Raw genomic sequence first — 18,772 nt, 5'->3', positions numbered from 1 at the left:
GCGGTCATCACGACAGGTCAACATCGCGGTGGCGTTCACCGGCGCCTTCGCCGTTGCGGACGAGGAGCCGGAAGACATGGACGCGACCCTCGTAACGATTCATGGCTTCTGGTCGTCGCCCTCCACGTGGGACAAGCTCGTTGACGTCTGGTCCCGTGACGAGGCTCTCCAGGGGCTGCGGATCCGGCCTTTCGGTTACGCTTCACCGAAACGTCCGGTCCTGCCGTTCTCCCCCACCCGGGTACCGGACCATGACGACATTGCTCAGACCTTTGCGACACAGTACGCCGTCAATCTGTCGGCCGAAGATGCTGTCGCAATCGTGACGCACAGCCAGGGCGGCCTGATTCTCCAGCGTTTTTTCGCGTGGATGGTGTCGCAGGGGCGGGCAAGCGAGCTGTCCCGAATATTCTCCGTGGTGATGCTGGCCTGCCCGAACAACGGCTCCGACTACATGCGTTCCGTGCGTCGCGCGTTCCGGTACAACCGGCATCCTCAGGCCGCCTCCCTGGAGGTCCTCGACAGGCAGGTGGCGAACACCACCAGAACGGTGGTCCAACGCATTGTCAACGCCGATCAGGTCACTGACCATGAGTGTCCCATCCCAATTCATGTATATGCCGGTGATGCGGACCGAATTGTTCTCCCTGCTTCGGCGCAGGGCGCCTTCCCCGGAGCCTCGACCGTGGTCGGAAATCACTTTTCGATACTCGACCCCGCAGCTCCCGGAAACTGCACCGCTGACGTGGTCCGACATCATGTGCGCGAGGACCTGGCGCGGTGGCGTGTCGCGGCCGCTGCTGAGCCCGCCTCTTCCGACCGGGTGGACGAGGCTGCGCCGGCGAACGCCAAGTACGTGGTCGATGTCCGGCACGGTCAAGGGGTTGTCGTGGGCGATCATGCGCAGGTGACGCAGACCTTCGATACCAGATCCGACGCGGGTGAAGCGGGATGAACGCCGCCGAGGACCTGGCGAACCTCATGCTCAGCAAGGGCTGGCACAGTCGCCCGGCCTACCACGTCGACGACCGGACCTACACGCACGGCTGGGTCCATGACATGGCCGCACGGGTCGCGGCTGTGCTCAAGACGCAGGGGGTAACCGTCGGAAGCCGAGTTCTCGTGGTGCTGCCGGACGGTGTCGAGTGGATCGTCACGTTTCTCGCCTCTGCTCGCCTCGGGTCTGTGGCAATCACCGTCAACCCGGACCTGCCGGCGAATGATCATGCCTTTTATGTCCATGACTGCAAGCCGGACCTGATCGTCTCCGAGGGCGCGTTGAGCGGCCGGTTCATGCCGCATGCTCCGACAATCAGCGCCGAGCGCCTGGTGGGCCTGGCCCAAGACGCAAGTCCGGAGGTCGCCGCACCGGTCGGCGCCGACGCGCCGCTGTACGTGCAGTACACGTCGGGCACGACGGGAACACCCAAAGGCGCCATCCACCGACATTCGGACCTGGTCGCCTATCATGCCGCCGTGGGGGACGGCATGCTCGGACTCGCCGAGGGTGACGTGCTGCTGTCAACGTCGAAGCTGTATTTCCCCTACGGCTTCGGAAATTCATTCGTCTATCCGTTGCACTCTGGCTCCGCGGTGGTGTTGCGCCGGTTGTGGCTGGATGTCAGCGACGTTCCTCTCCTCATCGCGCGCCGACGTGTCACCGTGCTGTTCGCAGTTCCATCGGTCTACTCCACGCTCCTGTCACGGGGGGATCCGCACCAGTTCGCCACTGTGCGGGTGGCGATCTCGGCGGGCGAGCCGCTCACCGTGGCGTTGGGTGAGCGTACGAGTGGTCTGATCGACGCACCCGTTCTCAACATGCTCGGTTCCACCGAAGTGGGCGGTGCATTCTGCGCCAATACCGTTGCGGACAACGAGCTGGGCACGGTCGGGTCTCCGCTGGCCGGATACGAGGTGGAGCTGCGCGACGACAGCGGCCGTCCTGCGCCGCCGGACGGTGGCGAGTGTGAGGGGCATCTCTGGGTCCGAGGTTCCACCGTCATGCAGGGATATCTCAACCGGGAAACTGAGACCGAGAGCGTCCTGGTGGAGGGCTGGTTGGCGACGGCCGACATGGCGCGCCGAAGGCGGGACGGACGATATATCCACCTGGGGCGTTCAGACGATCTTGAGATAGTCGCCGGTCTGAACATCTCACCCATCGAGGTCGAGAATGTGCTCGCCAGCCATCCGTCGGTGCGGGAGGTGGCGGTTGCGACCATTCCAGACGCCAGGGGAGCACGAATGCTCGTGGCCTTCGTCATCCCGTCCTTTCACCGGACTCCGGTCGTGGAGGATCAGGATTCGATCAGGACCTATCTGGCCGAGCGCCTGGCGGGCCACAAGATTCCTCGCGAGGTCCGTTTCGTAACGAGGCTGCCGCGCACACCCACCGGCAAAATTCGCCGCGCCGTGATACGCGGCGGGGTCTGGAATTCCGACTAGAAGCCTTCTGTTGAGGAGCGCGGTGTTGGCTGACGACCACTCCGGCGGCCCTCGCTATGAGATCGCCGCCTCCGAAGGACAGGGCGTTGTGATCGGCGAGGGTCACACGGTCCATCAGTACTTTGGTGCGGCGCCACCCTTCCGGCCTACCGCGATGCACCAACTGCCGCCGGACACGGGACATTTCGTGGGACGGCAGCCGGAGATCGACAGGGTCCTCACGGCGGTCGAGTCGGAGTGGACCGGCAATCTGATCTTCACTGTCAGTGGGATCGCCGGCATGGGCAAGAGCGCTCTCGCGATCCATGTGGCGAACCGGTTGACACCCTCCTTCCCGGACGCTCAGCTCTATCTGGATCTGAATGCGTACGGTCCGTCGTACACGGCGTCCGAGAACCATGCGCTTGAGTCGTGCCTACGAGCGTTGGGCGTGGCACCGGAGGTGATCCCGGCGAGCCTCAGCGACCAACTCAATCTCTACCGGAGTCTTCTTGCCGGGAAACGTGTGCTGCTGCTGATCGAGAACGTGGCCGCCGCCGCGCAGGTGACCTCGCTGCTGCCGAACAGCGGCCGCTGCCTGGTACTGGTGACCAGCCGAACTCGCCTACCTGAACTGGCGGTGAGCAACAGTGCTCATCTCATGATGCTCGACGGACTGAGTGTCGCCGAGTCGGTCGACCTGCTGGCCAACATCTGCGGCGCCACACGTGTGGCCGCTGAACGCAAAGAGGCCGAGCGTCTCGCTGCGGCCTGCGGCTATCTTCCACTGGCTCTGCGGATCGCAGCGGTCAGACTCGTCGTCCGACCGAATCTGGCTATCGCCGACCTGTTGCACCGCCTGCTCGTGGAGGGGGGCCGGCTCAACGAGTTGGCCGTGGGTGATGTCGAGGTTCGGGCAGGCTTCAACCTCTCCTACCAGACCCTGGGCCACGAAGTTCGGCACATCTTCAGGCTTCTCAGTCTGTGCGTGGGGCCGGACTTCTCGCTGCCCGCGGCAGCGGCCTTGCTCGATATATCGTCCGAGCGGACGGAGCAGACGGTCGAAGGTCTCGTCGACGTGCACCTGGTGGACATCGTTCCCGGCACCGAGAGGCGTTACCGGATGCACGACCTGATCCGCGAGTTCTGCTGGGAGCGTTGCACCGACGAAGAACCTGAGGAGAGTCAACGGGCGGCTCGGCAGAGGCTGCTCGAGTGGTACCTCGCCATGGCGACGTCGGCCGAGGAACGGTTGATCCCGACCCGCATCCGGCCCTGGCGGGCAGCGACGCGGGGCGGCGTCGTGCCCGACCTGACCCGGGCCGCAGCACTCGACTGGTTCGAGGCCGAGCGCGTGAACCTGCTGGCGGCCTGCGAGGATGCGCTGCGATCGGGGTCGTACGACCTCTGTTGGCAGATCGCCGATGCTTCCTGGGGCTTCTATCAGTTGCGAAAGTACTGGACCGACTGGGAGGAGAGCCACACCTTCGGTCTGGACGCCGCCCGTCTCGCCGGGAACCGGCAGGGCGAAGCATGGATGCTCACCGGGCTGGGCGGTGTGCTGTGGGAACGGCACGACCTGGACCGGGCCGTCGAGAGCTTGAATCTGGCCCTTGAACTGCACCGCTTGGCCGCAGACCGATCCGGAGAGGCGCGCACGCTCAACAACCTCGGATTCGCATATCTGCACGCCACGCGATACGAAATGTCGGCATCAAGCGCCCGGCAAGCGCTCCGAATCGCGCGCGAACTGGATGACGATTACCGGAAGGGATGGGCGCTTTACTGCCTGAGCAAGTCCGAAGCTCATCTCGGAAATCGGCAGGAAGCCATCACCAGCTGCCGGGCCGCCCTTGAGATCTGGCGAGCCACCGGCAACCGGATGGCAGAGGGTTTCACCTTGGACAGTCTCGGCGAGCTCTACCGCGACAGCAACGACGCCGAGCAGTCGTACCGGTATTTCTTGGAGGCGCTCGCTATTCGGCGCGAGGTGAATGACGTGTACGGCGAAGGTGGAACTCTGTACAATCTGGGCCACGTTGCGAGCCTTCGACTGGGACCCCGGCATGCAGTGCCGTACTGGACGACGAGTCTGGCGATATTCGAGCGGCTCGGGGCGCCCGAAGCCGCGATGGTACGTGCGGAACTGCGGGCGCTGCCTGACGAGGTTCGGCCCGACCCCGAATAACTCCGGCGGCCGGTGTCAGGACGTATGTCTGGAGGAATGGCTCTTGAATATCGACCCTGCCGATGACGAGGACGCTCTGCTCGCCACGTCGGACCCGATACGGCTCACCCGCGCGTGGATCGCCGACGCGGCGAGGACCGGGCCCTGGTCGAACGCCGTGAGTCTGGCCACTGCGGATGCGGCAGGCAAGGTCGGCTGCCGCACGGTGCTGCTGTTTCTTCGGGACGACCGACTTTACTTCGCGACGTCGCTTGAGTCACGGAAAGGTCGCGATCTGATGGCGGTGCCCTACGCCGCAATGTCGGCATTCTGGATGAAGGTCAGGCAGTGGCGTGCCGAGGGCCCGGCCCGTCTCGCGTCGGAAGAACTCGCCGACACACTGTTCTCCGAGGCGCCGCTGCCGGAGCGATTGCTGGTCCGTGCTTCGGCGGACGGACGCCCGCAGACCCCAGATCAACTCAACGTGGCCTATCAGGACTGCCGTTCCCGGTATGCGGACGTGGTGGTTCCTCGGCCCGGCAAGTGGCGGGCGTTCCAACTGCTTCCGGAAACGTTCGAGTTCTGGGAGGCGGACGTGGTGAAGTGGCAGCACCGCTGCCGACGGTTCACCTGGGATGCGGAGTCAGCAAGCTGGTCGTCCTGCTTCGTCGGCCCCTGAGACGTGACGAGGACCGGTCCCAGGGCCCGTTTTCCGCGACGATCACGATGCCACCCCCCGTCACTTGCCGGCCCGTTGAGGCGACGGTGCCTCGTCGTCACGGCGATACCGCAGCAGCAGGCTTCCCTCGGAAGTGAGCACCGAGACGAGTTGCATCGCCGACGGTTCAACCTCCGGCCCGGCGGACAGGTTCTGTGCGCCGCCGACGAAGGGTGTGATCGTCAGGCACAGCTCATCCACCGCGCGTGCGGCTATCAGCGAACCGAGCAGAGTCGGCCCTCCTTCACACAGGACCCTCATCAGGCCGCGAGCCGCGAAGATCTCGTTGAGGCGGTCGATGTCAAGGCGTGTCTCCCCAGCGATCAGCACGTCTCCGCCGGCTGCCCGCAGTCGAGCAACATTCTCCTTGGGCGCAGCCTCGGTGGTGAGAACTATGGGAGGCACGTAGGTGTCGGTGAACAGCCGGCTGTCGGGTCGTAGGTTTGCCGACGCGCTCACCACGGCGACAGGCGGAACCTCTGACTGGCCGCGGGCAAGACGGAATGCACGGACGTCGTCCCGCCTTCTCGCGCCCCGGCAGTCCTCGGCCCGGACCGTCTCGGCGCCTACGAGGATGACGTCGGCGAGCCGCCGTAGGCGGCCGAACAGAATCCTGTCCGCGTGCGATGCTATTCCGGCCGACTGCCCGGCGGCGGCCACGTTTCCGTTGACGGTGCTCGCGAGATTTGCGCGGATGTATGGCGCATTCAACGGCTCCGGATACGAATAGAATGAGAGGAGATCCGTATCGGACAGGGTCGACGCCGTCGAGTCAGATTCAAGTGGCCATAGTAGTTCCATCGCGTCCATCACGTCACTTTCTCCTGCAACATAAGAACCGCGAAAGTGGGGCACGATCACGACCCGGCTTGTTGTTTCGCCCAGTCCGCCGACTTTCGGGCGTTTGGGATTATAACGCGTCGCCCTCGGTCGGCGACGGTGGGGATTGTAAAGTGTGGCGAATCATCCAGCGAGTTGGTTGTGTGGCGTATCGGTGTAAGTGTTTGGTACTGGCTTCACTCGTGCTTTGGCCTGTGCTTGGATGTGCCGTATGGATCTACTGTGGCACCGAGGTCCCGAGCCGAGGTTCGTGCGGGAAGAGGAGCTTTCCGATGTGTATGCCTACCCGGATGGTCTCGCCGCGCCGTACGTCCGCGTAAATGGAATCATGGCCTTGGACGGGGCGGTTGCGGTTCACGGTGTCAGTGGGCCGCTCGGCTCGCGGAGCGATCGCGCGGTGTACGACGAACTCCGTCAATTGGCGGACGTCGTTGTGGTTGGCTCTGGCACCGTACGAAGTGAACAGTACGGGACCGTGCGACTTCCGCCGGAGCTGCGCGAGAGGAGAATGCGCCGATGCGGCAATGAAGCTCCACCATTAGCGATCATCACTGCGCGCGCTGACCTCGATCCACTGTCGCCCGTGTTCTCCGGCGCTTCGGCGGCCCCTCTTGTCATCACCACCGAATCAGCACCCGCATGGCGGCGGCGCCGGCTTCAGGACGCGGGTGCCGTGCTACTCATTGCGGGCCAGGAGCGGGTCGAGCTGTCCGTGGCCCTCGGTTCGCTCAAACGGCGCGGTCTCATCAAGGTCCTGTGCGAGGGTGGCCCCCGGGTGCTCGCTCAACTGGTGGATGAGGGACTCGTCGACGAGCTCTGCCTGACGCTGTCGCCGCACCTCGTGGGCGGGGCAACGTCTCTCCTGGCCGGTGCGGCGGGGGGATTCCGGGCAATGCGACTCGACGGGCTCCTCACAGATTCCGGCTTCTTGTTCGCCCGGTATCGGCGCGCCTAGTCGCGGTTTCGAATTCGGGCTCCGCAACCGACCGGCCGACCCAGGTGGCGACGCAGCCTCGTTGCCCTCCACGTCGGCCAGGACCCTCCACGTCGGTGTGTACGCGTCAGGGACCAGCCGGCCACTCGCGGCCAGTGCGGCGGCGATCCGGGCCTCGTCACGGGCGCGGCGCCGCTGTCGAATCGAGGTCGGGTCGTTCGTGGTAAGGGTGGAGGCGGCCGGTGAGGGCCGCCCGGAAGAGGGGAGTTCCGACATGGCGCGGTACCTGATCTCGTTCAACGACGGCGCGATGGACCACATCCCCGCCGAGGATTGGCCCGACGTGGGTAAGGCGTCGCACGCCGTGGTCCAGGAGGCCGTCAACGCGGGCGTCTGGGTCTTCGGCGGCGGCCTCGAACGTCAGCGGGCCAGCATCGTCGCGACGGACGGGTCGGTCACCGACGGCCTCTACCCGGAGACCAAGGAGGTCATCGGCGGGTTCGCGGTCGTCGAGGTGCCCACCCGCGATGAGGCGCTCACCTGGGCTGCCAGGATCGCCGCGGGTTGCCGCTGCGCCCAGGAGGTCCGGGAGCTCATGGCCGACCCGGAGACGGACGAGATGATCCGCCGGGCCGCCCGCCGAGGCTGACCTCGTGTCCAGTGCGCGACGAACAGATCGGGGCTGCGGCCTGCGGAATTAGCCTGAGCCGGTGACATCGATCGCGGGCTCGGGCGTACGCGTCCGGCTGCTCGGGCCGGTGGAGGTGGTCGTCGCCGACGGTCCGCAGGCGGTGAACGGCGTACGCCGCAAGGCGGTCCTGGCGACGTTGGCGCTGCACGCGGGCCGGGTGGTGAGCGTCGACCGACTGGTCGACGTGGTCTGGGGTGAGCGTCCACCCGCGACGGCCGAGAACACGCTGCAACGCCACGTCTCCTACCTGCGCGGGGTGCTCGGCGAGCCCGGATCGATCGTGGCGCGTCGGCCCGGTTACCTGCTCGACACCGGGCCGGAGTCGACGGACGTCCAGGCCGCCGAGCATCTGCTCGACCTGGCTCGGCGTACGACGGATCGGGCCGAGCGGGTGGCCCGCCTGACCGCCGCGGTGGCACTGTGGCGTGGCCCGCCGCTCGCCGACGTCACCGGCTCGCCCTGGCTCGAGGAGCAGGCCGAACACCTGGCCAGCCTGCGGTTGGAGGCCGAGCGAGCACTTGCCGAAGCGCGCCTTGGCGCCGGGGAGCACGCGCGACTCGTCCCCGGACTCGAACGGCTCGTCCGACAGCACCCCTTCGACGAGCACCTGCACGCCCACCTGATGCTCGCGCTGTACCGGGACGGGCGGCAGGGCGAGGCGGTCGCCACGTACCGGCGGTTGCGCGACGCCCTCCGGGAAGGGCTTGGCATCGACCCGAGCCCACGGCTCAAGGAGCTCCAGGCGGCCATCCTGCGCCAGGACGCCGCGATCGCCGCGCCGGCCCCGGCCATCCCGGCCCCGACCGTGCCCGTACGGGCGGTGGCGGCACAGTTGCCTCCGCCCGTACCCACGTTCACCGGACGTGCGGCGGAGCTGGCGGCCCTGGACGCGCTGCTCGACCGCGGCGGCGCGGTGGTGGTGTCCGGCACCGCCGGCGTCGGTAAGACCGCCCTCGTCGTGCACTGGGCGCACCGCGTGGCCCAGCGTTTCCCCGACGGGCAGCTCTATGTCAACCTGCGCGGCTTCGATCCGGCGGCAACGCCGACCGATCCGATGCGGGTGCTGCGCGGGTTCCTGGAAGCGCTCGGCGTTCCGCCCGCACGGATGCCGAGCGATGCGGACTCGATGGTGAGCCGGTACCGGACGGTCGTGGCGGGCCGGCGTCTGCTGGTGGTGCTGGACAACGCGCGCGACGCGGACCAGGTGCGGCCGCTGCTGCCCGGCTCGCCGGACTGCCTCGTGGTCGTCACCAGCCGCGACCAGCTCGTCCCACTTGTCGTCACCGAGAGCGCCCAGCCGGTGGTCCTCGACCTGCTGAGCCCCGACGAAGCCCGCGACATGCTCGTCCGTCGACTCGGCGCGCGTCCGGTCGCCGAGGAACCCGCCGCGGCCGACGACATCGCGGACCGCTGCGCGCGGCTGCCCCTCGCCCTCGCCATCGTCGCCGCCCGGGCTTCCACCAACCCGCGCTTCTCGCTGGCCGCGGTGGCGGACGAGCTGGGCGGTCTGGACGCCTTCCACGGCGGGGACGCGACCACCGACGTCCGGGCGGTCTTCTCCTGGTCGTGTCGGATCCTCAGCCCACCGGCGGTCCGGCTGTTCCGGCTGCTGAGCCTGCACCCCGGACCGGACGTGGCCGCGCCGGCCGTGGCCAGCCTCGCCGGCTGCACCCCGCAGGCGGTCGGCCCCCTGCTCACCGAGCTGACCCGGGCGAATCTCCTCGCCGAGCACAGGCACGGGCGGTACGCGTACCACGACCTGCTGCGCGCGTACGCCACCGGTCTCGCCGACGAGGCGGAGCCGGCGGCCGACCGCCGTGCCGCCGTCCACCGGCTGCTCGACCACTGCCTGCACGCCGCGCACGTAGCCGACCTGGCGCTGCATCCGCACTTCAGCACGATCAGCCTGCCGGCGCCGCTCGCGGGCGTGACGCCGGAGGCCCCGCGGAACCGGTCGGCCGCGTCGGCGTGGTTCGCCGCCGAGATCCCCGTCCTGCTGGCCGCCGTGCCGCTCGCGGCGCGGTCCGGGTTCGAGGGGCACGCCTGGCGACTCGCCTGGTGCATGGCCGGCTACCTGCACCGGCAGGGACACTGGCAGGACTGGCTCGGGACGCAGCGGATCGCCCTCGCCGCCGCGTCCCGCATCGGGGATCGGGCCGGGCAGGGGCACGCGCACCGTAGCCTCGGTCTCGCCTGCTCCCGGCTGCGCCGCTACGACGAGGCCGACGACCACCTGCGGCGCGCGCTCGACCTGTTCGGCGAGGTCGGCGACGACGCCGGACGGGCACACACCTGCCTGAACCTCGGTCAGCTCGCCGAGCGGCGGGGGGACATCCGCGACGCGCTCGGCCATTCCCAACGGGCGCTGACCCTGTTCCGGCGGGCCGGGAACCGGGCCGGGCAGGGGTACACCCTCAACGCGGTCGGTTGGCAGGAAGGGCTGCTCGGCGACCACCACCGCGCCCTCACCTCCTGCGGCGAGGCGCTGCGGATGTTGCAGGAGGTGGACGACGTCCAGGGTCAGGCCGACACCTGGGACAGCCTCGGCCACGCCCACCACCAACTCGGCGACGACCGACAGGCCGTCGCGTGCTACGAGCGGGCCCTGGAACTCTTCGGCCAGGTCCACGACCGGTACGCCGAGGCGAGCACGTACGTCAACCTCGGCGGTAGCCATCGGGCCCTCGGCGACCTGGCCGCCGCACGTGCCGCGTGGCACCGCGCGCTGCGCATCCTCGACGAACTCGGCGACGCCGGCGCCGACGCGGTCCGCGCCGACCTCGGGCAGCTCGACGCCACCCGGTCGGGCTGACGACCCGCTTTCCGCGCGGTTTCCGGGCCGTTTCAGGGCGGCTCGGCACTCTTCGGACACGAGTTTCCCACCAGGAATGGAGTGTTCGATGAGTCGCTTGGCACGCCGCCTCGCGGTGCTGGGAGTGGCCGGCGCAACGGTGCTGGCCACGTCCACCACGGCGCTGGCGCAGACCGACAAGCCGCCGACCAAGGGCGCCGACTGCGTGGTCCAGTACGTCGACGAGCGCGGCGGGGTCGTCCGCACCGGGACCGAGCCGGAGGGCCGGGAGTACGGCCGGTTCCGCTGCGCCGGCGGACAGTGGACGTTCGCCTGGGAGCCGTACGGCGCGGACGACACGATCATGGCGGACGAGGTGGTCGTCGACCCGTCCGGTGCCGTCTCGGTACGGCGGTTCACCGGTCCGGCGCTCGGCAACGACCTGACGATCGGCGAGATCACCGCCATCGCCCAGGCCGTCACCGGCAGCGCGGAGGTGATGGTGGACCGCGCGATCGTGGCCGTCGACGACGGCAAGCAGCGGACCCCCGAGGAGATCGCGGCACTGCTGGCCGGCAAGGACGACACCGGGGTACGGGTGCTGGGCACGATCGACAAGCCGGACGCCGCCATGTCGGCGAAGGACGTCATCGACGAGGCCGGCGGCACGCCCGAAGGCACCGTCGTCTACTTCAGCATCTTGGGTGCGATCAAGTCGGTGTTCGCGTGGGTCGCGGACACGATCAGCGACATCGGTGACTGGCTCGAACGCCACTGCGACTGGGGGCTTTCCCCCACCGGCCTGGGCGTGGTGGTCACATGTCGCTGGTAGCGCGGGACATCACCAGGCGCGTCGGAATCGTCGCCCTGACCCTCGTGGTCGGGCTGGTCGCGTCGTACGCGCCGTCGCGGGCCGCCGAGGGGGAGGCCCGGACGACGGTCGTCGACCAGCCCGGTGCTCCGGGAATGATGCTCCGACAGTTCGAGGACCTCACCGGCCGGAGCGTCGGTGACCTGAACACCGTGCTGGCCGTCGACACCGGCGGTCGGAACGTCACGGTCGACGAGTTCGCCGCGCTCGTCGGGGGCGAGAAGGTCGACGGTGTCACGGTCCTGGGCACGATGCCCGGCAGCCGGGACATCCTCGGCACGACAATGGCCGACCTGGCCGACGGCGCGTACGACGGCAGGGACGGCGGCGGTACCGTCCTCTTCGCGTCCGCCGTCCCCGGCGGCCGCGAGTGGTGCCTGACCATGTGCGTGGCCTCGGGGAAGTCCGTGTATGAGTGCCTGCTGTCGCGTCGGACGGGCGAGCTGATCCGCACCCTCGACCTCGCCGGCGACACGACGGTCGGCGCGACGAAGACGGCCTTCGAGAAGGTCAACGGGATGGCCGTCGAGGGTCCGTACGCCGTCGACACGCTCACGGGTGACGCCGAGCCCACGGCGGACGAAATCCGGGCGCTGCTGGACGGCAAGGACGTCGACTCGCTGCGCCGGGTGGCGACCGTGCCGGCGCCGGACACCGGCTGGGCGTTGGCCGACGTCGCCGAGAAGTCCGGCGTGCCGTACCGGAAGACCACCATCCACATCTTCACCCTCGGCCTTCCCTTCATCGGGAAGATCCTGGTGGTCTGCGTCTCGCACGACGCCGGCAGGACGTGGAAGTGCTCGACCCGCCCCTGGAGCGGGTGGTTCTAGGTGCACCGAAGAGCGGTATACCTCAGCGGTATGAACATTCCCCTGAGGTATACCGTTCACCAGGTCAACGCCCCGCGCGCACGGGTAGCGCAGGCTGTACCCGAAGGTGGGTAGCTGGGGGGATCGTCCCTGTATCGGAATTCTTGAACCCTTGATGGCGTGAAGCGTTTCCGAAACAGAGGAGCAGTCATGCCGCCGCACGCCGTCACGTCCACGCGCCGCCGGGCCCTGCGGGCGGTCGCCGCGACCCTGGCCGCCGTCACCGTCCTGACCGGTTCCTCCGCGTTCGCCGCCACCGACAGCGGCCGGCCGGCCGGTCCACGGGATGCCGTTCAGCGGCAACTGGACGGCCTGGTCAGCGAGAGCGGCTTCCCCGGCGTCCTCGCCTCCGTGCGGGGACCCGACGGGCGGGTCCGCGACTACACCGCCGGGGTCGGCGACCTTCGGACGGGCCGCCCGGTGCCTCGGGACGGCCAGGTCCGCATCGGCAGCAACACCAAGACCTTCACCGCCGTGGTCGTCCTGCAGTTGGTGGGGGAGGGTCGCATCGACCTCGACGCCACCGTCGAGCACTACCTGCCCGGGGTCGTGCGGGGCCACGGCAACGACGGCAGGACGATCACCGTACGGCAGCTGTTGCAGCAGACGAGCGGCCTGCCGGACTACGACGACGTGCTGTTCACCGAGGCGCAGGACCTCGTGGACAAGAGCCACTCGTACTACCAGCCGCGGCGGCTGGTGGACGCCGCGCTGACCAACGCCCCGCACTTCACGCCCGGCGCGAAGTGGGAGTACAGCAACACCAACTACGTCATCGCCGGACTCATCGTCGAGCAGGTCACCGAGCGTCCCATCGGCGAGGAGATCACCAACCGGATCATCAGGCCCCTCGGCCTGCGCGACACCTACTGGCCCGGCGTGGGGGAGCAATCCCTTCGGGGTACGCACCCGCACGGTTACGTGGCAGTGGCCCCGGGTGCGCCGTGGGTGGACGTCACCGACATGGACCCGTCGCTGGGCTGGGCCGCCGGCCAACTGGTCTCCACCCCGGACGAGTTGCGGACCTTCTTCCAGGCGCTGGTCGACGGCCGGCTGCTCAAGCCCGCGCAGCAGAAGGCCATGATGACCACCGTGCCCGCGCCCGGCTTCGAGCCGACCGGCGAGTACGCGTACGGGCTGGGCATCGCCAGCCACGAGCTGCCCTGCGGTGGTGAAGCCTGGGGGCACGGCGGCGACATCCAGGGCTTCGAGACCCGCAACCTGGTGACCCGCGACGGTCGTGGGGCCGTGATCGCCGTGACCGGCCTGCCGACCGGTGAGCAGATGCTCGCCGCGGTGAACGAGAGCGTCGAGACGGCGCTCTGCGCCACCGACCACTGAGGCGTCACCAGTTCGGTGACATCGCACGCGGACCGCGACGGCTGGGGCCAGCCGTCGCGGTCCGTCCGTGTGCGGGTACCAGCCGCAGGCTCTGGCGTCGCCGGAGCTGATGTGCGCGCCTACCTTCTTCCGTACGTGGGCAGGCCGTACGTTCTCCTGACGGTCACGACACCGTCGCGGTGGCCTCGCGGCGGGTCGCGGTGACGCGGTGGCGGCGCACCGGGTACGGGATCGGGTGGGAGATGCCCCAGGCCGCGCCCTTGCAGACGACCTCCTTGTAGCGGGCCGCCAGCCTGCCGGTGAGCAGGGAAGGCTTGGCCCGGTCGTCGGCGGTCACGTACTGGATGATCCCGTCGCGCCGGCCGAGGCTGATGCACTGGTTGAAGTAGCGCAGGGGAGCGTTCGGCATCTTCGTCCGACCGGTCAGCCGGGCGGCGATGGCGTCGGCGGCCTGCCAGGCCATCGGGGTCCCCGAGGCGCAGGACATCCGTAGCGGCTTGCCGCCCGGCCCGGCGGCGAGTCCGGCGTCGCCGACCGCGTACACGTCGGGGTGCGAGACCGACCGCATGGTCTCGTCGACGACGATCTGACCGGTGGCCCCGACGGTCAGACCGCTGGCGGCGGCGATGGGATGGACGGCGAAGCCGGTCGTCCAGACGGTCACCGTGGCCGGGATCGTCGTACCGTCGGCGGTGACCACCCCGTCCGGCTCCACCCGGACCACGTCGGTGTGCTCGTGGACGGTGATCCCGAGCCGGTCCGCGACGCCCCGCAGGTGCTGTCGCGCCCGGTCGTTGAGCCAGTCGCCGAGGCCGCCCCGGGCGGCGATCGCGACCTGGAGGTCGGGCCGGGACTCGGCGATCTCGGTGACGGCCTCGAGGCCGGTGAGCCCCCCGCCGACCACGAGCACCCGCTGACCGGCCGCCAGGTGGGCGAGGCGGTCCCGCAACCGCAGCGCCGACGGTCGGCCCGCGATGTCGTACGCGTGCTCGGCGACGCCGGGGACGCCGTGCTCGGCGGCCGTGCTGCCGAGGGCGTAGACGAGCGTGTCGTACCGGATCTCGTCGCTGCCGTGCTCGTCGGTCAGCGCGACGGTGCGGCGGTCGACGTCGACGCCGGTGACCCGGGCGAGACGGACCCGCACGCCGGTGCCCGCGTACACCCGGCTCAGCTCGCGGCGTGGAAGGTCCTGGCCGGCGGCGAGCTGGTGCATGCGTACCCGCTCGACGAAGTCGGCCTCGGCGTTGACGACGGTGATCTCGATGTCGTCGGGGTGCAACCGGCGGGCGAGGCGCCCGGCGGCGGTCGCTCCGGCGTAGCCGGCTCCGAGGACGACGATGCGGTGCTTCATGGCGGCGCTCCTGTCTCGGCGATGGTCGCTACCTGAACCGGGCGGCGACGCTGTTGCTGACAGCGGGCGGCTATGACCTGGGTCACCAGACGTGCAGGAGCGGCTCGGAGTGTGGGGTGACGGACCACTGGCGGGTGACGCGTTCGAGCTTGTCGGGGTTGACCTGGACGCGGATCGCCGCGACTCCCTCGGGTGTCACCTCCAGCGCCATGACGCCGACGACCTGCTCGCCGGTCACCACCACGACCCCGGGACCGCCGTTGACGACCTCGGCGTAGACGGCGGGGCTGCTGCCGCCCACCAGGTGCCGTTTGACGTCGCTGGGCCGGAAGAGGCCGCGCAGGAACTTCGCCACCGCCAGCGCGCCGACGACCGGCGTCGTACGGGCCGGGATCTTGCCGCCGCCGTCACCGACGCTCGTCACGTCACCGGTCAACAACTCCACCAGCCGCTCGATCTGCCCGCTGTTGGCCGCCGTGAGGAACTCGGTGACGATCGTCCGGGCGGCCGCGTCGTCCACGGCGGCCCGCGCGCGGTCGACCGCGACGCGTTGCTTGGCGCGTCGGTAGATCTGCTGACAGTTCGACTCGGTGAGGTCGAGGATCTCGGCGATCTCGCTGTGCGGGTAGCCGAACGCCTCGCGCAGCACGTACACCGCGCGCTCGTTGGGCGACAGCCGCTCCATCAGGGTGAGCATCGCCATCGAGACCGACTCGCGCTGCTCGACGGTGTCGACCGGGCCGAGCATCCGGTCCCCGGCGAGGACGGGCTCGGGCAGCCAGGTGCCCACGTACGTCTCCCGCCGGGCGCGTGCCGAGGTGAGCTGGTTGAGGCACAGGTTGGTGAGCACCCTCGTCAGCCAGGCCTCGGGCGTCTCGACGCGCTCCCGGTCGGCGGCCTGCCAGCGCAGGAACGTGTCCTGCACCGCGTCCTCGGCGTCGCTGGCCGAGCCCAGCAGCCGATAGGCGATCGCCTCCAGCCGGGGCCTGGAGCGCTCGAACACCTCGACCTCGTCAGGACGCAGCGACATGGTTCGACAGTAGCCGCGCGCGTCGCGCGGCTCGGCGTGCGGCCGGCATCCGCCCGGTCCGTCGATATCGTGGCGGCGTGAACGTGCGGCGGTGGGCGTGGGCGGGGCAGGACCGCTATCCGGGCTTCTGCCTCACCCTCGTCCGGGGTCGAACGCCGGCGACCGTCGCCGCTCAGCTCGGCGCGGACGCGCTGCGGGAGCTGACGCTGGCCGAGGCCGAAGAGGCCCACCCGATCAGCGCGCCGGGGGCGTTGCTGCGCCTCGGCGCGTACGACGGCGGGGTCTACTGCTTCGAGGACCGCGCGCCGATCGCGAACCGGACCTTGGCGATCGCCCGACTGTCGCAGGGCACCCGTCTGCTCCAGGTCACCAAGAGTGGCGACGGGATGGTCATCGTCCGTGACGTGGTCGACGGGCGGACGGCCGAGCTGTTCGAGCCGGGCGGGGCGGTCTACGCCGACGGACCGTTGCGGCCCCGGGTCGCCCTGCTCCTGGCGGGGCACTCCCGGGTGGTCGCGGCGCTCGCCGTGGTCGCCGACGAGGCCGGCGTCGACCTGGAACGCGCGACCCTGGAAGGTCGGCTCGCCACGGCCCTGAGCATGCGCGACGAGCCGGCGCGCGGCTGATCCGGCGCGGTCAGCAGGCGGAACGCAGGTGGTTGTTCCGATACCACGAGCAGACCCTCGTCACCCCGGGCCCCTGCGTCAGTCGACGACGGAGCTGCTCCTGCCCGTCGGTCGACAGACCGGGCTCGAACTCGACGAAGCTGATCGGACCCTCGCCGCCGTCGGCGTGCCGGGTCTCCACGCCGCGCACGCTCAGGTCTCCCCGCTCGACGAGGTCGGTGAACCCGGAACCCGCGCTGCGGTGCACGACGAAGCCCACCGCCGGGGACGTCAGCGAGTCGCGCACCTCTCCGGCCGTCGCCACGACCGGAGCGGCGAACAGCGCCGCGCCGAGCAGCGCCGACAGTCGGGCCCGCCACGGCGACGACCGAGGGTCCGCGGTGATCGCCAGCAGCACCAGGACCGCCGGCAGGATCGCGGCCGGGACGGGCCCGCAGGCCAGGACGAGCAGCAGGATCCCCACCGCCACACAGGCGTACGTGAACTGCCGCCGCCGCGAGAGCAGCAGCGGCACCGCGGTCAGCGCGACCGGGAACCACAGGAACCGGAAGACGATGGTGTCGCCCCGGGTCAGGTACGACCAGGCGAGCAGAGCCAGGGCGGTCACCAGTCCGGCCGCCACCAGCGCTCGCTGCCACGCGTGCACCTTCGGCTCGGTGGTCGTCCGGGTCGTCGTCACGGCGGCAGTGTGCCACCCGGGCGCAACGGGCAGCCCGGGCGTGAGCTGACCGCCGATCCCACTACCGGCCGTTAGGATGTGGGCCATGAGCGCCGAGGCCGTTGGCATGCACATGCCCGCCGTCGTGACGCTTGACGACGTCGCGGCGATGAACTCCGCCGACCCGAACGGCCACCGCTACGAGACCAGCCCCGAGGGGGTCCTGTCGGTCATGCCGCCGCCCGATTCGGAACACGCCACGATCGCCAGTCGGCTCTTCGCTTGGCTGATCATGGCTGGTTGGCCCGCCGAGCAGGTGTTGCAGGCCGTCGGTGTCCGCATCTCCGGACCAGACGGTGACGGTGGCCGGATTCCCGATCTCAGCGTGTGGCGCAAGCCGCCGGGCCGCAGCGTCTGGGCGTCGGTGACCGAGATCGCGCTTGTGGTGGAGATCGTGTCACCGGGCTCCGAGGCGATGGACTCGGTGACCAAGGTCCGCGAGTACGCGTCGGCGGGCATCCCGCGGTACTGGGTGGTCGACCGTGATGGCGCGCAGACAGTGACTCTGCACCGGCTGGGCGCCGACGGGTCGTACGAGGAGCACGCCAAGATGCCGTTGGCGTGGCTGCTCCAGTCGGCACCCGCCGACCACCTCGACGGAACCGTCTGACGCTCGCCGCAGCCACTCAGGCGGGCTGCATCAGGCCGGCCCGGTAGGCGAAGGACACCAACTGGGCCCGGTCCTTGACGTTGAGTTTGCACCGCAGACGGTAGACGTGGGTGCGCACGGTGGTCAGGCCGATGGACAACTCGGTCGCCACCTCCTCGGTCGATTTCCCGTCCGCCATCAACAGCAGCACCTGCCGCTCCCGAGGAGTCAGGGTGGACACCGCCGGTTGGAAGACCTCTTCCGGGTACGGCTGTCGACGCCGGAACCAGTCGACCAGGCGGTCGGCGATCGGGGGAGCGAGGGTGGTCTGCCCGGCGGCGGCCGCGCGCACCGCGGCGGCTACCTCCTCCCAGGTCGCGTCCGGCATGAGGATCCCGTTGACACCCGCCTGGAAGACGCTGCTGACCAGGTCGTCGCTGTCGTCGGTGGTGAACACCACGAAACGGGGTCGCGGAGTCAATTTCTCGGCGTTGATTTTGTGAATGAGATTGACGGCAGATATGCCGCGCAATTTCAGGCCGGTCACGATGACGTCGACCCGGTGCGTTCGAGCCAACATTATCGCGTGGTTGCCGCTATCCGTGGTGTCGACCACGGAAACGTCGGGCTCGCTGCCCAGCAGCGTACGGAGGCCATCTCTGACAATTGGCAATTCGTCGCAGACAAGAACCCGGATTGACATTCCCCCGCCTTACGTACTGCCGCCGGTGAATTCAACACATCGATGATCGCGATGTTACTCGGTCGAACGCGGCTGCGACAGCCGTGTTACGCCGCCGCCTGCGGGTCAT

The 18,772-nt window shown here is 69.2% G+C and carries 17 protein-coding genes; 12 read left to right on the top strand and 5 right to left on the bottom strand.

The window, feature by feature from the left end; all coding sequences use genetic code 11:
- Positions 1-28 precede the first annotated feature (28 nt).
- From ACN263_RS22740 to ACN263_RS22725, 4 genes are read left to right on the top strand one after another with little or no spacing between them, the layout of a single operon-like run.
- Positions 29-955, top strand: a complete 927-nt coding sequence (locus tag ACN263_RS22740) for an esterase/lipase family protein (protein WP_422736376.1) — start codon at positions 29-31, stop codon at positions 953-955.
- Positions 952-2,445, top strand: coding sequence for a class I adenylate-forming enzyme family protein (locus tag ACN263_RS22735; protein ID WP_422736375.1), 1,494 nt, complete (start codon positions 952-954; stop codon positions 2,443-2,445). Before ACN263_RS22740 ends, ACN263_RS22735 begins: the two co-directional genes overlap by 4 nt.
- 22 nt (positions 2,446-2,467) lie before the next feature.
- The gene (locus tag ACN263_RS22730) at positions 2,468-4,612 is read left to right on the top strand and encodes an ATP-binding protein (protein WP_422736374.1); all 2,145 of its coding nucleotides are present in this window, start codon (positions 2,468-2,470) and stop codon (positions 4,610-4,612) included.
- Between the two features lie 43 nt (positions 4,613-4,655).
- Positions 4,656-5,270, top strand: a complete 615-nt coding sequence (locus ACN263_RS22725; RefSeq protein WP_422736373.1) for a pyridoxamine 5'-phosphate oxidase family protein — start codon at positions 4,656-4,658, stop codon at positions 5,268-5,270.
- 60 nt (positions 5,271-5,330) lie between these two features.
- Here the strand turns inward: ACN263_RS22725 and ACN263_RS22720 are convergent, their stop codons facing one another.
- Positions 5,331-6,119, bottom strand: a complete 789-nt coding sequence (locus ACN263_RS22720; RefSeq protein WP_422736372.1) for a pyrimidine reductase family protein — start codon at positions 6,117-6,119, stop codon at positions 5,331-5,333.
- A gap of 280 nt (positions 6,120-6,399) precedes the next feature.
- On the opposite strand from ACN263_RS22720, the gene ACN263_RS22715 reads away from it, so the two are divergent.
- From ACN263_RS22715 to ACN263_RS22690, 6 genes are all read left to right on the top strand, one after another.
- Entirely contained in the window at positions 6,400-7,104 is a 705-nt protein-coding gene (locus tag ACN263_RS22715; protein ID WP_422736371.1) for a pyrimidine reductase family protein, read from the top strand.
- Between the two features lie 253 nt (positions 7,105-7,357).
- Entirely contained in the window at positions 7,358-7,732 is a 375-nt protein-coding gene (locus ACN263_RS22710) for a YciI family protein (protein WP_422736370.1), read from the top strand.
- A 61-nt stretch (positions 7,733-7,793) separates the two neighbouring features.
- Complete coding sequence (locus ACN263_RS22705; protein ID WP_422736369.1) at positions 7,794-10,586, top strand: BTAD domain-containing putative transcriptional regulator; 2,793 nt, start codon at positions 7,794-7,796, stop codon at positions 10,584-10,586.
- 88 nt (positions 10,587-10,674) lie between these two features.
- Positions 10,675-11,397, top strand: a complete 723-nt coding sequence (locus ACN263_RS22700) for a hypothetical protein (protein ID WP_422736368.1) — start codon at positions 10,675-10,677, stop codon at positions 11,395-11,397.
- Entirely contained in the window at positions 11,385-12,266 is an 882-nt protein-coding gene (locus ACN263_RS22695; protein ID WP_422736367.1) for a hypothetical protein, read from the top strand. The genes ACN263_RS22700 and ACN263_RS22695 overlap by 13 nt, the downstream gene beginning before the upstream one ends.
- 189 nt (positions 12,267-12,455) lie before the next feature.
- Positions 12,456-13,646 (top strand): serine hydrolase domain-containing protein, encoded by a 1,191-nt coding sequence (locus tag ACN263_RS22690; RefSeq protein WP_422736366.1) that lies wholly within the window; start codon positions 12,456-12,458, stop codon positions 13,644-13,646.
- A gap of 163 nt (positions 13,647-13,809) precedes the next feature.
- On the opposite strand, the gene ACN263_RS22685 is transcribed toward ACN263_RS22690, so the two are convergent.
- A complete protein-coding gene (locus tag ACN263_RS22685; protein ID WP_422736365.1) occupies positions 13,810-14,997 on the bottom strand; it encodes an NAD(P)/FAD-dependent oxidoreductase in 1,188 nt (395 codons plus the stop codon).
- Between the two features lie 82 nt (positions 14,998-15,079).
- Positions 15,080-16,027 carry an RNA polymerase sigma-70 factor gene (locus ACN263_RS22680; protein WP_422736364.1) on the bottom strand — a complete coding sequence of 316 codons (948 nt, stop codon included), beginning with the start codon at positions 16,025-16,027 and terminating at the stop codon, positions 15,080-15,082.
- A gap of 77 nt (positions 16,028-16,104) precedes the next feature.
- Between ACN263_RS22680 and ACN263_RS22675 the strand changes: the two genes are divergently transcribed.
- Positions 16,105-16,653 carry a DUF6461 domain-containing protein gene (locus ACN263_RS22675; protein WP_422736363.1) on the top strand — a complete coding sequence of 183 codons (549 nt, stop codon included), beginning with the start codon at positions 16,105-16,107 and terminating at the stop codon, positions 16,651-16,653.
- A 10-nt stretch (positions 16,654-16,663) separates the two neighbouring features.
- On the opposite strand, the gene ACN263_RS22670 is transcribed toward ACN263_RS22675, so the two are convergent.
- Positions 16,664-17,332: a hypothetical protein gene (locus ACN263_RS22670; protein ID WP_422736362.1), complete on the bottom strand. Its 669-nt coding sequence runs from the start codon at positions 17,330-17,332 to the stop codon at positions 16,664-16,666.
- An 85-nt stretch (positions 17,333-17,417) separates the two neighbouring features.
- On the opposite strand from ACN263_RS22670, the gene ACN263_RS22665 reads away from it, so the two are divergent.
- Positions 17,418-17,981 (top strand): Uma2 family endonuclease, encoded by a 564-nt coding sequence (locus ACN263_RS22665; protein ID WP_422736361.1) that lies wholly within the window; start codon positions 17,418-17,420, stop codon positions 17,979-17,981.
- 16 nt (positions 17,982-17,997) lie between these two features.
- Here ACN263_RS22665 and ACN263_RS22660 read toward each other — a convergent pair whose 3' ends face one another.
- Positions 17,998-18,663: a response regulator transcription factor gene (locus ACN263_RS22660; RefSeq protein ID WP_422736360.1), complete on the bottom strand. Its 666-nt coding sequence runs from the start codon at positions 18,661-18,663 to the stop codon at positions 17,998-18,000.
- Between the last annotated feature and the right edge of the window lie 109 nt (positions 18,664-18,772).

The sequence above is a fragment of the Micromonospora sp. WMMD729 genome (assembly GCF_049315225.1).
Classification (GTDB): Bacteria; Actinomycetota; Actinomycetes; order Mycobacteriales; family Micromonosporaceae; genus Micromonospora.
Note: the sequence above shows the minus strand (reverse complement) of the source record. Positions and strands in the feature narration are given on the sequence as shown.

Bases quoted from the DNA above. Each gene is read 5' to 3' on its own strand.
- ACN263_RS22735 (WP_422736375.1), top strand. From the start codon at position 952: ATGAACGCCGCCGAGGACCTGGCGAACCTCATGCTCAGCAAGGGCTGG.
- ACN263_RS22720 (WP_422736372.1), bottom strand. From the start codon at position 6,119: ATGGACGCGATGGAACTACTATGGCCACTTGAATCTGACTCGACGGCG.
- ACN263_RS22710 (WP_422736370.1), top strand. From the start codon at position 7,358: ATGGCGCGGTACCTGATCTCGTTCAACGACGGCGCGATGGACCACATC.
- ACN263_RS22700 (WP_422736368.1), top strand. From the start codon at position 10,675: ATGAGTCGCTTGGCACGCCGCCTCGCGGTGCTGGGAGTGGCCGGCGCA.
- ACN263_RS22695 (WP_422736367.1), top strand. From the start codon at position 11,385: ATGTCGCTGGTAGCGCGGGACATCACCAGGCGCGTCGGAATCGTCGCC.
- ACN263_RS22690 (WP_422736366.1), top strand. From the start codon at position 12,456: ATGCCGCCGCACGCCGTCACGTCCACGCGCCGCCGGGCCCTGCGGGCG.
- ACN263_RS22685 (WP_422736365.1), bottom strand. From the start codon at position 14,997: ATGAAGCACCGCATCGTCGTCCTCGGAGCCGGCTACGCCGGAGCGACC.
- ACN263_RS22680 (WP_422736364.1), bottom strand. From the start codon at position 16,027: ATGTCGCTGCGTCCTGACGAGGTCGAGGTGTTCGAGCGCTCCAGGCCC.
- ACN263_RS22665 (WP_422736361.1), top strand. From the start codon at position 17,418: ATGAGCGCCGAGGCCGTTGGCATGCACATGCCCGCCGTCGTGACGCTT.
- ACN263_RS22660 (WP_422736360.1), bottom strand. From the start codon at position 18,663: ATGTCAATCCGGGTTCTTGTCTGCGACGAATTGCCAATTGTCAGAGAT.